The sequence below is a fragment of the Devosia neptuniae genome, from assembly GCF_025452235.1.
GTDB lineage: Bacteria > Pseudomonadota > Alphaproteobacteria > Rhizobiales > Devosiaceae > Devosia.
Genome location: NZ_CP104964.1, coordinates 442,323 through 456,513 on the forward strand (window position 1 = coordinate 442,323; position 14,191 = coordinate 456,513).

9 protein-coding genes and 1 pseudogene are annotated in these 14,191 nt (G+C 58.7%); 9 read left to right on the forward strand and 1 reads right to left on the reverse strand.

Annotated elements, in window-relative coordinates:
- The first annotated feature begins 642 nt into the window (after positions 1–642).
- Positions 643–1,659, forward strand: coding sequence for an HWE histidine kinase domain-containing protein (locus tag N8A98_RS02105; RefSeq protein WP_262165394.1), 1,017 nt, complete (start codon positions 643–645; stop codon positions 1,657–1,659).
- Between the two features lie 434 nt (positions 1,660–2,093).
- Positions 2,094–3,047 carry a ribosome small subunit-dependent GTPase A gene (gene rsgA / locus N8A98_RS02110; protein WP_262165395.1) on the forward strand — a complete coding sequence of 318 codons (954 nt, stop codon included), beginning with the start codon at positions 2,094–2,096 and terminating at the stop codon, positions 3,045–3,047.
- A 210-nt stretch (positions 3,048–3,257) separates the two neighbouring features.
- Here rsgA and N8A98_RS02115 read toward each other — a convergent pair whose 3' ends face one another.
- Complete coding sequence (locus N8A98_RS02115; RefSeq protein WP_262165396.1) at positions 3,258–4,175, reverse strand: HD-GYP domain-containing protein; 918 nt, start codon at positions 4,173–4,175, stop codon at positions 3,258–3,260.
- A 454-nt stretch (positions 4,176–4,629) separates the two neighbouring features.
- Between N8A98_RS02115 and N8A98_RS02120 the strand changes: the two are divergent.
- The 7 genes and pseudogenes from N8A98_RS02120 (at position 4,630) to N8A98_RS02150 (ending at position 14,189) form a co-directional block, all read left to right on the forward strand.
- Positions 4,630–6,467: pseudogene (locus N8A98_RS02120) on the forward strand (putative bifunctional diguanylate cyclase/phosphodiesterase).
- 358 nt (positions 6,468–6,825) lie between these two features.
- Positions 6,826–7,242 carry a hypothetical protein gene (locus N8A98_RS02125; protein ID WP_262165398.1) on the forward strand — a complete coding sequence of 139 codons (417 nt, stop codon included), beginning with the start codon at positions 6,826–6,828 and terminating at the stop codon, positions 7,240–7,242.
- A gap of 506 nt (positions 7,243–7,748) precedes the next feature.
- On the forward strand, positions 7,749–9,599 hold the full coding sequence (locus N8A98_RS02130) for an ABC transporter permease (RefSeq protein WP_262165399.1): 1,851 nt from the start codon (positions 7,749–7,751) through the stop codon (positions 9,597–9,599).
- 3 nt (positions 9,600–9,602) lie between these two features.
- A complete protein-coding gene (locus N8A98_RS02135; RefSeq protein WP_262165401.1) occupies positions 9,603–10,736 on the forward strand; it encodes an ABC transporter ATP-binding protein in 1,134 nt (377 codons plus the stop codon).
- Between the two features lie 26 nt (positions 10,737–10,762).
- Positions 10,763–11,875, forward strand: a complete 1,113-nt coding sequence (locus N8A98_RS02140; protein ID WP_262165402.1) for an ABC transporter substrate-binding protein — start codon at positions 10,763–10,765, stop codon at positions 11,873–11,875.
- Positions 11,876–11,947: 72 nt separating this feature from the next.
- The gene (locus tag N8A98_RS02145) at positions 11,948–13,066 is read left to right on the forward strand and encodes an ABC transporter substrate-binding protein (RefSeq protein ID WP_262165404.1); all 1,119 of its coding nucleotides are present in this window, start codon (positions 11,948–11,950) and stop codon (positions 13,064–13,066) included.
- 76 nt (positions 13,067–13,142) lie between these two features.
- A complete protein-coding gene (locus N8A98_RS02150; RefSeq protein ID WP_390888761.1) occupies positions 13,143–14,189 on the forward strand; it encodes an ABC transporter substrate-binding protein in 1,047 nt (348 codons plus the stop codon).
- Positions 14,190–14,191: the final 2 nt, after the last annotated feature.

Below are 14,191 nucleotides of genomic sequence, written 5' to 3' on the forward strand. Positions count from 1 at the left end.
AGGAGCACCCATGAGCACAGCGTCTGAACGCGAATATACTGTCGAGTCCTATAATACCGACCCAGACGGCCGACCCCAACAGTCTGACATGTGCAAGGTGGTCGCTACTAGCCCTCAAGCCGCAGCCATGAAGGTGCTCAATGAGGATCTACATACGATCGGCGATGTGACTCGGCTGCGCGCACGAGTGAAGCACACGAGTAGTTCGGGTGTAGAGAAGGTCACCACGCTCTACAGCAAGCTGCCGATTTAGGCACCAATCTGTCCAAGGTCGCAACGTTTGGACAGAGACATGTCAATCAACATCACTGACCGAGCGCCAACTGCTGACCGCGACGGACAGGGGCGGGCGCCTAGCCGCGCGGGTAGGGATGTCGGCCCAAGAACTAAACTCGTACGAATAGGCCCACTGCCAATGCCTGGCGCCAGAAGCGACAATTCCCCGGGGAGCCATTTCATGCTGATCTTAGCTACGATTGGCCTCCCCGGTGGTATCCCGAGCCTCTAAAGCAGCGAACGCTAAGTCATGGTCGTATCAGACTTGCGTGATTGGGATCTGGGTGGGAGACAGGTAAACAGGTATGGCTAGAGAGCGCATAATTGTCAGATAACAGTTCCAAATTTCCGGCCTCGACTAAGCCCATGGCCGAGATCGTTCGGACGTTCGATTGGTCGAGCACTCCCCTGGGACCGATCACGAACTGGCCAAGCCCCCTCCGCACCGTTGTAAACCTTATGCTGGAGTCTGATTTTCCTAAAGCGATCGCATGGGGACCGGATCTCATCACGATCCACAACGATGCCTTTTTGCCAATTCTTGGTGAGAAACCAAGCGCCGTTGGCCGGCCATTCTCGCAGGTGTGGAGTGAGGCCTGGGATATCATTGGGCCGATAGCTCAAGATGCATTTGCAGGAGAATCTACGTTTATCGAAGACTTCCCCCTAATCATCGAGCGGAGCAGCGCTCCCGAGCAGGCGTATTTCACCTTTTGCTATAGCCCGATCCGCGGTGACGACGGCCAAGTTATGGGCATGATGGACACCGTTATCGAGACCACACAGGGGGTGGTAGCGCGCCAAACCGAGGCCGTTCTTCACAAGGAGCTGGCACACCGGATCAAAAACGTCATGGCTGTCACGGGGGCCGTCGTCAACTCTACCCTGAGGCATGCCCGCACGCTGGACGAGGCCAGAGAATCGATAGGAAATCGGTTGGCTGCGCTTGGTAAAGCGCAGGACATGGTGACGGACATCGGACAGGGTTCGGAGTTGTCGCAGCTCATCCGAACCGGCTTAGCACCCTATCGTCTGGACTGGGATCGGATCGGGCTTTCCGGACCGCTCGTGAATCTGCCTTCAACTCAGGTGATCCCATTCTCGCTGATTATCTACGAATTGGCCACGAATGCTGCGAAATACGGAGCACTGAGTTCGGCCGACGGCCATCTCAACATCAGCTGGAGCATAAGCGAACAAAGGCAGTTTTCCTTCCGTTGGAAGGAGGGCGGCCTAAGCGGCTTGAGGGAAGCCTCCAGGACCGGATTTGGATCCCAACTTCTCACCAGGATCGCGCCAGCCTATTTTCGGGGTCAAGCGAGTATCGATCTGAGAATTACAGGCATGGAATACCTCCTGACCGGCCAAATTTTGACGGACTGAATCACCGATCTCTTGCAGTGCCTCGAACGGCCGCCGACAAAGGTGTCGTTTTACCCTGGTCGCATCGGTCGAGTGATTGCGCGCGCTAGATTGACCGCTATTGCCACCGGAAAAGAGCCGCACGCCGAACAAAGGCGCTCAAGCGGCTTGGACAATGGCCACATTCCCAACTCACAGTAGGAACACATGTGTTTTGGTCAGGGAAAGACCAGCTACTATCCTTTTAGAAAGTGCCACCATGGCTCGACAACCGAACTATGACTTTGAACGAAAAGAACGTGAACGGCTCAAAAAACTGAAGAGCAGTGAGCGTGCAGAGGCCAAGTTGAAACCAACGACGGAAAGCCAGAGTGACGTTCCAGCCCCGACAGCGGGCAAGTCCTAGTGGTCGCCGGCAAGGGTCTCCAGACGTTGATCTACGGTAGGAAACCGTGATGGTTCGCCTCGCTGACGAGCAACTCGGCTGGGACAGCTTTTTCGAGTGTCAGCTTGCAGACAGCGAAGCAGAACTTTGGCGGTTGCGCATTGATGCGGTCCATCGCGGGCGGCTGACGGGCCTCATGGACGCCGAGCAGTTCGAAATCGAACTGCCTGCGCGCGCCGATACTGCTCACTTTGCGGTTGGCGATTGGGTGCTGGTCAATCCCCATACCAAGGCACTGCATCGCCGCCTGGACAGAAGGACGCTTTTACAGCGTCCAGGAGAGGGTAAAAGGCCAACCCAGCTTGTTGCCGCTAACGTCGACACGCTCTTTATCGTCGCTTCCTGTAACGCGGACTTTAATTTGGCGCGGCTCGAACGCTATCTCGCGTTCGCCAATGACGCCGGAACGAATCCCGTCATCGTTCTGACCAAAGCCGATGTCGCCGATGACGCGCAAGATTTTGCGCGCCAAGCTGCCACATTGCAGCGCGGATTGGCCGTAGTAACAATTAACGCCCGCTCGGCTGATGCGGTAACGGCCCTGCGGCCTTGGTGTGGTCCGGGATCGACCATAGCCATTGTCGGCTCATCTGGCGTCGGCAAGTCGACCCTTGTCAATAATTTGGTAGCCAGTGGATCCCAGCTTCCCCAACAGACAGGAAGTGTCCGCCCAAGCGATTCAAAGGGCCGTCACACAACCACCGCCCGGTCGCTTCACGCCATGGCCGGTGGCGGTTGGGTGATCGATACTCCCGGCGTCAGAAGTTTGCACATGAAGGACTTGGGGCAAGGTTTGGATGTGCTATTCGCCGAGATCACCGAACTTGCCCCCTCCTGCAAGTTCCGCAATTGCACTCATGACCACGAACCAGGCTGCGCGGTCCGGGCGGCAGTAGCGTCCGGTACGCTTGATCCGGACCGTCTCACCCGCTGGCGAAAGCTTCACACTGAAAGTCGCGCTTGAGCTCGCCGTGCATTTGCACTTCGACCACCATCCGGCTCAATGGGCCTGCATCTTGACTAGCATCAATGTCCTGCCTGCGACCCGAGACGGCAGCTAGCGCCACGCCCTCCCAACACAAGCATGGCGACGCCTGGTTCTGTATCATCACTCGCTTTTGGCAAATGCGCTTTGCGTGCTCGAAAGGCAGCATGAGATCAGAACGAGCATTTCCTAGGTCGCGGCTCCTAGCGCGACTCCGCGGAATGCTCTGAGTAAATCCCGATCCAGCTTTCCGCCCATGCTCTCCAGGACCAAAAAGGCTTCGTGTCGGTCCATGCCAGCGCGATATGACCGCCTCTCGATAAGAGCCGAATAGATATCCGCAATCGTCACCATGCGGACCACGTCGCTAATTTGCGTGTTGGACAGCCGGTCTGGATAGCCGCTTCCGTCGAGCAATTCATGATGGTGTAGGACGACGTCTAGGGACTCGCTGGGAAATCCGCCCTGTTGAAGTAGCAAATCATATCCGAGTTTGCAGTGGCGCTGCATTTCCGCCATCTCTGGCTCCGTCAGCCGTCCCGGCTTATCGAGGATGCTCAGTGGTATACATGCTTTGCCAAGGTCATGGAGCAAAGCGGCCCGGGCGAGACGACGTTGGTCACGTGAGCTGAATCCTAAGTGTTGAGCAAACGCCACGGCGAAGCCCGTGACCGACAAGCAGTGCCTATAGGTGCTGTTGTGGTGCAGACTAACGACCTCAAGCCACCGCTGCAGCCCGCCTTTGCAGAGCGCGTTCGAAATAACCTCCTCCTGTTCGAGAACATCCTCGAGCGAAAGACCTTGGCCGGCTTTCAGGCCTTCAAATATCTTCAGGAACACTCGGTGAGCCGCATCGACCCCGGCACAGACCACGTCATCGATCTGAGCCAGCTCGACGCTAAAGCTGGCTGCACAATCGGCGCTGATGTCACCCAGCAAATCTTCAGGGGCGAACGGCCGGAACAAGGTCATGCTAGCGCCAAGGGCTCTGGCCTGTGTGCCGCCATGGTGGCGATCCGCGCCAATGACAAAATAGCGAGGCGCGTGGTGTGCGGCGGGAGCTTCAAACTGGCGCCGTAGTCCGAGAACAGTGTCGATGTCGGTCAAGTCGACGTCAACGATCATGCGAAAGTAGTGATCGGTCCGGCCACTTAGCTCTAGAGGCGAGATTTGAGTCACCGCGCCGGCAAGGGTCAATATGTCAGCGAGGTCGGCGCTGCGGTCAGGGCGATCGGAAATTAGTAAAAATCGATCGGTAGGTCCAGTTATCGGCCACGTCGGCCAACGTCCTGGGATCTGTGCTTTGGCTGTCATTATTAGAAAGAGCTCGGGTCTGAAATCGGATGCCGGTCAGTTGCTCCAAGGGTAACTCTGTCCGAAGCAATAGAGAGCGAGATACGCCGGTAGCGTGAACGGTTCATAAATCCGCGGCTACAGCTCGCGAAGTCGTACAGTCCCCGCTGGCACAACAGCCAAAACTTACTAAAATTGTACCAAGCTTGAACATAAGCCGCTCAGTCTAAAAGCCTATCTAGATGACTCGCCCTAGGGACATGCGCCAATGCTCTTGCGTCTACAGAATGTAATTCTAGAGATGGTCGCAAAAGGTGAAGCGCTCAAGGCCACCACTGACCGTCTTTGCACCGAGGTCGAGGCTATCGCTCCTGGTACAGTTTGCTCTGTGCTTGCCGTGGATAGGGGGGCTTTCTGCATCCGCTATCTTGCCCTGCTCTGCCGCAGAGTTATTCGGACGCGTTTGAGGGCCTCGCGATCGGGCCGGACGTTGGGTCGTGCGGCACAGCCGCCTATCGAGGCGCCTCCGTCACTGTGACCGATATAGAGACAGATCCACTTTGGGCGGCGTTCCGGGCCTCGGCCGTACCGCTTGGAATAAAGGCCTGCTGGTCGAGTCCTATCTTCAATAGCGAAGGTCGGGTCATCGGCACGTTTGCATTCTATTACCGCGTTCATCGCGGCCCCAATGAATTCGAGGAGGCGATCGTTGCCACCTGTGCCCATCTTTGTACCATCGCTATCGAGCGCCATGAACGTGTCCTTGAACGTGAACGAATGGCGTATTCCGACGCCCTGACCGGCCTTCCTAACCGCGCAAAATTCGAACTTAGTTTGTTGGAAGAAGCGAGTAGGCAAGAGGGTCCACGGGGGCTGCTCCTCTTCGATATCGATAATCTCAAAGCGTTCAATGACACCTTTGGGCATCGTGCAGGCGACGCTCTCATTCAAATTGTGGCTTCCAGAATCGCTGCGACCGCCATGCCGCATCGCTCATTTCGGCTGAGCGGAGACGAGTTCGCCGTCCTGGTCGAACACAATGACGTCGCCGCCTTGGCAAAGAAAATCATGGCAGCGGTTTCAGAGGCAGCCCTGTGCGACGGTCACTCCGTCATGCCTTCGGTGACGATCGGGGGAGCAGTCCTTGGAATTGATCGAGATTGTGAGCTTATGCGGCACGAGGCCGATTTCGCGCTCTACCATGCCAAGGAGAACGGGAGAGGCCGGTTCGTCTTACACACCCCAGCCCTAAAAACCGCGATATCCCATCGATTTGAGGCCATCCACAATGTCGGAGTCGCTCTCGACGAAGGAAGGATCGAAACCTTCTATCAGCCCATAGTGCGCCTCGACACCAGCGAGATCGTAGGTCTGGAGGCGTTGTGTCGGATGAGGACGCACTCCGGTAGTGTCGTGCCAGCGGGAGACTTTCACGACGCGACCACAGACGTGCGGCTGGGGTCGCGCATTACACAGACGATGATGAGTAATGTCGCAAGGGACCTGCGCCATTGGCTCGACCTTGGCATCCCAGTCCAACATGTCGGCATCAATGTTTCATCGAGCGACTTTCACAGAGGTGATCTGGGGGATCGTCTGACGACAACCTTCGGCGGCCTGAACGTGCCGCTCAACCACATCATTTTGGAGGTCACAGAGTCCGTTTACCTTGGGCAGCGCTATACAGCCATTGCTGACGAAATTCGTGCATTGCGGTCAAAAGGTCTTTTAGTAGCGTTGGACGATTTTGGTACCGGCTTTGCGTCTCTGACTCATCTGCTCAGTGTGCCCATCGACATCATCAAAATCGATAAGTCCTTTGTCGACGGAATCGCCGAGGGAGGGGGAGGCGCCGCGATCATAAAGGGCGTTCTCGGCATAGCGGGAGATCTGGGTATCCGAGTTGTCGCGGAGGGAGTGGAGACGCCCGATCAGGTGCGTCACCTTCGTGCATTGGGCTGCACACTGGGCCAAGGCTACAATTTCTCTAAGGCAGCGGGGCGCGATGCCACGACCGAATTGCTCCTTCGATTTGTCCAGCAGCCAACGGCCTCAACAGACAAAATGGTCCAGTTGGAGACATACCGGCAGCGCGTCGTTCACTAGCGCAGGATAGGCAGCAGCCTGGCAGGTCCCCATTGCCCAGAATCCCGAGAGCTGCCCTTCGGGTTCAGAGTAGGACCACGCAAGGCCAGTTGCTGAACCACTTGAGCTGACTGGACCTACCGCGTGACCAAATTCCGTGTCGCGTCGCAACAAAATACCGCGCCGGCTCTGGGTTCAATGGATTTTACCACTATACTTCGAGGGGCTTGAAGCTGTTCCGCTTCGACAGCCATACGAGTTTGCCGGAAGCGTGGGCCTGTGTTTTGGCTACGGATTTTGGCCGGCGCAGGTTCAAACCGTGGGAAAAACCGGGTTAGTAGTTGCGCCTGCGACCGCTCGACATTTTGGGACGCCGACAATGATCTGGTTTGATGCCGCCTTGGAAAGCCCCGTTGATGATGGTCTTCTACGACGCTGCATAGCGACATTGCTCAACATTCCCAGCGAGAATGTGGATGTCGTGCACAGCCTCAGTAAAATCAAAGATGCCCCCGCCACGTGCGTCGTTGAAGATCGGGGCTCAGACAGCTATTCGCAACTTATTACCGTCTATGTCTCCGAGTCATTGCCGTGCCCGTACGTTCTAGATGCCGCCGCCCAGTTGGCGCGGATGTTCGCTAAGTCATTGCTCCTAGTGGACGATGCAACAGCGAATCCGTACTCGTTCGTTTGCGTCTCCAGTGCTGGCCAACACTCGGTTGTTCTGGTGGACCCTAACGAGTTGGACAAGAATAATCGCTATGTTATTCGGGAACCTGCCGGCGGTCGTTGCTAGAGAAAGAGCCTGTTCCGTGGCATCATGGACATCGTCTCCGGCCGATGCACGGTGAAGAGTACCAACGTCCAGCAAGCGTCGCGCCCGTCGGTACATACTCCCTTGCGCTACGAAGTCTGACGACCATACCAGCCGTCCACCTCCTTCTTACATCGTCCTCGGCCGTGCCGTAGCGCTCCTGGATCATTCGCTCAAGCGCGCGAACCGATATGCACATGATTGCATGGTGCTACATAAAAATTGCCGCAAATGTTTCCATATCTATTTGATATAACACGCAAAAAGACGTTTTGCACGCATGTGCATAATTGTTGCTTCCTTGTATTGACTATGTAGCCTCTGCCGTGGAACATTCATTCCAACGCGCCGGGATTGGCGCGTGCTGTTCGATAGAGCTGGCATAACCGGCCTGGCAGCAAGGGGGATGACTATGGGAGGACCCGCATGATTGGGACCGTGATGTCGTGCGCACTATTTCTGCGTGCGCTGGCCAAGTGGACTGGCCGATGAGCGTGTCGGAAACCTCATTGCGCCCGGTGCAGGATAAGCGGTCTGTCGCCCAGCCTTCGGCCAGTCAGGCGTTGAAATATCGTCTCAAGGTGGCGATGCGCGAGCCGACGACGCTAATCGGAATTTTCGCGGCGCTGCTGTTTGCCTATCTGATCCTGGTGCCTATCCTGTCCATGCTGACCGATGCGGCGCGGGTACAGTTTGGCGATGAGCGGCGCATTGCTTCGGACATTGGCAGCTTCACACTTTACTACCTGAGCCGTACCTTCCTCTCGCCGATTTCGCGCGATCTGTTCTGGCAGCCGCTGCTCAACACATTGTCGGTCGCGGCCGGAGCGATCAGCCTCTCCATGCTGGTCGGTATTCCGCTCGCCTGGCTGATCAGCCGCACCGATATGTTTGCCCGGCGCTGGTTCGCTACGGCATTGATCGTGCCCTATATGCTGCCGGCCTGGACCTTTGCGCTGGCCTGGACCACGCTCTTCAAGAACCGCACGGTGGGCGGGCAACCGGGCTGGTTTGAGGCCATGGGCCTGACGCCGCCCGATTGGCTGGCCTATGGGCAAGTGCCGATCACGGTGATCCTGGCACTGCATTATTCGCCGTTCATCATCCTGCTGTTCGGCACGGCTTTGCGCCGGTTCGATAGCCAGCTTGAGGATTCGGCGCGCATTCTGGGCGCCCGGCCGAGCCAGGTGGCCTGGCAAGTGATCCTGCCGCTGATGCGCCCGGCGCTGCTGTCGGCCATCGTGCTGATCTTTGCCAAATGCCTGGGCGAATTCGGCGTGGCCTATGTGCTGGGCCTGCCGGTCAAGTTTGACGTGTTGGCGACTTCACTGTTCCGCAATATCGCCTCGCGCCAGACTGGCGTGGCGGCGGTGGTGGCCGGCTCGATCATGCTGATCGGTATCGTGACGCTGTTGATCGATGCCAAGCTGGTCAAGGAAGCCCGACGCTTCGTCACTATCGGTTCCAAGGGGACGATGAACCGCCAGTCGCGGCTCGGTGTATTGCGCATTCCTGCGACCGCGTTTGCCGGGCTGATCTTCATGCTCAGCGTTGGCCTGCCGCTGCTGACGCTGTTGCTGTCCACGGTGATGAAGCAGCCGGCGCGGTTCACGCCCGACAATTTCACGCTCGATTATTGGATTGGCACCAATCTCGATACCGTGGCGCTGCGAACCGGCATCCTGCTCAGCCGGGACCTGTGGATGGCAGCGTGGAACACGCTGTGGATCGTCGGCGTCGCTTCGGTCACCTCGGGCATATTGGGGCTGCTGGTGGGCTATGTCGTGGTGCGCACGCCGCTGCGGCCGCTCTCGGTCTTCCTGCGGCAGATCACCTTCCTGCCCTATCTGGTGCCTGGCATCGCCTTCGCTACGGCTTATCTCTCGCTCTTTGCCGTGCAGCGCGGACCGATCCCGGCGCTCTATGGCACGGTGACGATCCTGATGCTGGCGCTGATTGCCGACCAGATGCCCTATGCCTCGCGTGCCGGTATTTCGGCCATGATGCAGCTGGGCAAGGACCCCGAAGAGGCTGCACAGATTTCGGGTGCCGGCTGGCTGCGGCGGATGATCACCGTGGTGATCCCGATCCAGAAGGGATCGCTGGTCACTGGTATTCTACTGCCCTTCATTTCGGGCATTAAGGGGCTCAGCCTTTTCGTGATCCTGGCTGTGCCATCGACCGATGTGCTGACGACCTTCTCGCTGCGCCTGGTCGATTATCACTACACCCAGGCAGCCAATGGCGTGGTGCTGATCATTGCCGGCATCGCCTATTTCGGAACGCTCGCCGCGCAGCGGCTCACCAAAACCAATATCGCCGAAGGGCTGGGAGGCTAGTTCATGCCAACGATCAACCTGCGCGGAGCGCAAAAGAACTACGGTGCCAATTCGGCCAATGCCGTGACGGATCTGGACCTCGATATTGGCGACGGCGAGTTCATGTGCCTGCTCGGCCCTTCGGGCTGCGGTAAGACCACAACGCTGCGCATGATTGCCGGGCTCGAAAACCTTTCCGGCGGGGAAATCCATATCGGTGACCGCATGATGGATTCGGTCACCCATGGCGTCTTCGTGCCGCCCGAAAAGCGGGAAATGGGGCTGGTATTCCAGAGCTATGCGCTGTGGCCGCATCTGACCATTGAGCGCAACACCGATTTCGGCCTGCGCCTGCGCAAGGTTCCCAAGGCCGAGCGTGAAGCGCGAGTCGATAAGGTGATGCGGGCGCTCGATATCGAGAAATACCGCGACCGCTATCCCTCTCAATTGTCGGGCGGGCAGCAGCAGCGCGTGGCTCTGGCGCGCATGCTAGCGGTCAATCCTGGCGTGCTGCTGCTCGATGAGCCGCTGTCCAATCTGGATGCACGGTTGCGGCTCGAAATGCGGGCGGAGCTCAAACGTATCCATGCCGAGTTCAAAACGACGATCGTGTTCGTCACTCATGACCAGTGGGAAGCGATGACGCTGGCCACCACGATCGCTGTGATGAGCGAGGGCACATTGCAGCAGATGGGCACGCCCGACGATATCTACGAGCGACCGGCCAACCGGTTCGTGGCCGAATTCGTCGGCAGCCCGCCGATCAATATTCTGGACCTGATGGCCGATAAGCGCAGCGCGTCGGCGCAGGCCATGGGCGCGTTCCTCAGTGAACGCTATGCCAGCCTGGGCGATGTCGGCTCGGTCGGGTTGCGGCCCGAGGCTCTGCGGATCGACGAGGACGCATCGGCGGTTCCCGCCACGGCGTTCCAGCTGCCGGCAACGGTCACCGGCATTCTGCCGACCGGCGGCAATTGGATTCTCGAATTGCGCAGCGGCGATGGCACGCTGTTCCTCACCACCCATGAAGCGCCGGAAATCGCAGTGGGTGCCGCGGTGGCCGTCTGGGCCAAGCCCAAGGCGCTGCATGTGTTTGACCGCAAAGGCCAGCGCCTCGACGCTGCCGACCGGTTGATGCGCACGCCCAAGGCCAGGTGACAACGAAGATAATCGGAGACGCCTTGATGACGAAGACCGTTACGACCGCGATCCTGACCAGCCTTGTGGCCCTGTGCTGCGCGCGCCCCATTCTGGCGCAAGAGAGCGCCGAGCTTGAAGCGATGATTGCCGCCGCCAAGGGCGAGCCGCCTATCACCGTCTATGCGGTGACCGGCAAGATCGTTGAAACCGCTCAGACTTTCACCGCCAAATATGGCGTCACCGCCGAAGGCAAGAAGGTCTCCGAAGCCGACCAGATCGAGCTGCTGCTGCGCGAGCATCAGGCCGGCAACAGCACGGGCGACGTGACCGTGGCCGCCGATGTGGCGGCGGTGATGGGGCAATTGGTGCCCGAAGGCGTGGTGGAGAATTTTGTGCCGCCCGATCTGGCGCCCAATATCGCGGCGCCCTTGCAGGACCCGCTGGTGCTGGTCACCGACCCCCATGTCTGGACCTATAATACCGAGGCTTATGAAACCTGCCCCGTCACCAATATCTGGCAGCTAACGGAGCCCGAATGGAGCCGCAAGGTTGCGATGCTCGATCCGCTGGTCAAGCCCGCCTATGCAGATTGGTTCAACCAGCTCGAGACCAATCATGACGCCGAAATGGCGTCGGCTTATGAAGTGCTCTACGGCAAGCCACTGGTCACCGACGAGAAAAGTGCGACGGCGGCCTGGGTCAAGGCCTATGCGGAAAACCAGCCGCTGGTGGCTGACTCTTCGGCCGTTGCTGATGCCATCGGTGCGCCGGGGCAGGCCGAGCCCTATTTCGGCATCAGCTCGGTCGCCAAATATCGGGACAATACCGAAAAAGGCTACAAGCTGGGTATTTGCAGCGGCATGCAACCCTTTGCCGGCTGGCTCTATCCCGGCTTTGGCATGGTCGCAGCAGGCACCGACAGCCCCAATGCCGCGCGGCTCTTCATCCACTATTTGCTGACCGAAGAGGGTATCGCGCCCCAGACCATTGACGGCAAGATTTCGTCCAATAGCACCATTGCGCCCAACCCCGAGGAGGCCTCGGGCGTCGCCGCTGTGATGGGCGAATTGATGGCCTATGACACCACGACGGCCAAGCTCGATTTCGAGCTGCGCCAGGACTGGCAGGATTTCTGGCGCATCCACTACTCGCGCTAGCAGCAGGTTCGCCGCCCCGCACACAAGCCGAATGGCATGGCGGGGCAGGGGATGATGAGGGAGGAGAGGACGATGTTGAATTTGAAACAAGCGGGGGTGCTGGTCACCAGTCTTGCCGCACTGCTCGCTGTGACGCCAGCTTTGGCGCAGGAGGCGTTTGATCTGGATGCGCTGATCACGGCGGCCAAGGGCGAGGAACCGATCACTGTCTATGACAGCACCGGCAAGATCGTTGAAATGGCTGACAATTTTACCGCCAAATATGGCGTCAAGGCCGTGGGCACCAAGGTCAAGGCGACCGATCAGCTCGAAATGATCATTCGGGAGGCCCAGGCCAACAATGTGCAGGGGGACGTCTCGATTATCAGTGATGCGCCGGCCGCGATGGCGCAATTAGCGCCGCAGGGCTTTGTCACCAGCTGGTTGCCGCCGGACCTGGCCGGCAAGATTGCGCCGGAATATCAAGACCCGCTGGTCGTGGTCACCAGTGCCAATGTGTGGGTCTACAATACGGCACTCTACGATGCCTGTCCGATCAGTAATATCTGGCAGCTGACCGAGCCCGAATGGAAGGGCAAGGTCGCCATGCAGGACCCGCTCAACAAGGCGTCCTATGTGGACTGGTTCAACCAGACCCAGGCGCATGGCGATGCGCAGGTGGCGGCGGCCTATAAAGAGCAATACGGCAAGGACCTCGATACCAGTGGAGAAAGCGCGATGGCCCAATGGGTCAAGGCGCTAGCGGCCAATGGGCCGCTGTTGACCGATGCCGATGCGGCGGCTGCTGAAGCCGTCGCGGCGCCGGGGCAGTCGGAGCCTTTTGTGGGGCTCGTGAGCTCGGCCAAGTTTCGCGACAACGCGGAAAATGGTTTTACGCTGGGCCTGTGTAGCGAGCTAAAGCCTTGGCTTGGCTGGATGTATCCCGGCGTCGGGGTGATCACGGCTGGGAGCAATAGTCCCAACGCATCCAAGCTTTTCATCCACTACGTCATGACTGCCGAGGGCATCGCGCCCCAGGCGGAAGACGGGAAAATGTCGACCAATCAAGATGTTGGTCTGCCTGCCGATGAGCCTTCCGGGATCGGGGCGGTGCTGGATCGGGTGTTTCCCTACAGCATGGCGACGAGTCTGGACGATTGGGATGCCCGCCAGGATTGGCAGGACCTTTGGCGCCTGAACTACGCCAAGTGACAGTGAGGACATGCAGATGAACAAGTTATCAATCGCCGCACTGCTATTGGGCGTGAGCGTTCTGGGCGCCCCGGTCATGGCGCAGGAATTCAATCTCGATGCGCTGATCGAAGCGGCAAAAGCCGAGCCGCCGATCACCATCTATGACAGCACGGGCAAGATCGTGGATATGGCCGAAGCCTTCACCGCCAAATATGGCGTGCAGGCGACGGGGCAGAAAGTGTCGGCCAATAGCCAGCTCGAAATGATCATCCGCGAAGCGCAGGCCAATAACGTGGCGGGCGACGTGGCGCTGATCACCGATGCGCCGGCGGCTTTGGCGCAATTGCTGCCGCAGGGGATCGTGGAAAGCTGGGTGCCGGTGGATATGACCGACAAGATCCCGGTCTATTTCCGCAATCCGCTGGCGATTTCGACCAATGCCAATGTGTGGACCTACAATACCGAGGTGTATGATAGCTGCCCGGTGAGCAATATCTGGGAACTGACCGAGCCCAAATGGAAGGGCAAGGTGGCCTTTGTCGATCCACTGACCAAAGGCACCTATACCGACTGGTTCAACCAGATGCAGACGCATGCCGACCCCGAACTGGCGGCGGCTTATAAGGCCCATTTCGGTACGGATCTGGATGTGAGCGGGGAGACGGCGACCCAGCAATGGGTCAAGGCCTTCGCGTCGAACGGGCCGCTGGTGACCGATGGCGATGATCCGGTGTCGGAAGCAGTGGGTGCGCCGGGGCAGGCGGAGCCATTCTTTGGCCTGATGAGCTCGGCCAAGTTCCGCGACAATGAGGACAAGGGCTATAAGCTGGGCCTTTGCGCCGAGATGACCCCCTGGGTGGGCTGGACCTATACCAAGCTGGCCCTGATCGCCACCGGCACCGACAGCCCCAGCGCCGCACGGCTCTTCGTCCACTATATCCTGACCGAAGAGGGCATCGCCCCGCAGGTGGCCGACGGCAAGATGTCGACCAATAGCGAAGTGGGCATTCCCGCCGACGAGCCCTCGGGGTTGGCCGAGCATGTCGCGGCTTTGTTCCCCTATGACGCCAGCACAGGCCTAGACGACTGGGACACGCGGCAGGACTGGCAGGATTTCTGGCAGATGAATTACCGCAAATAAGC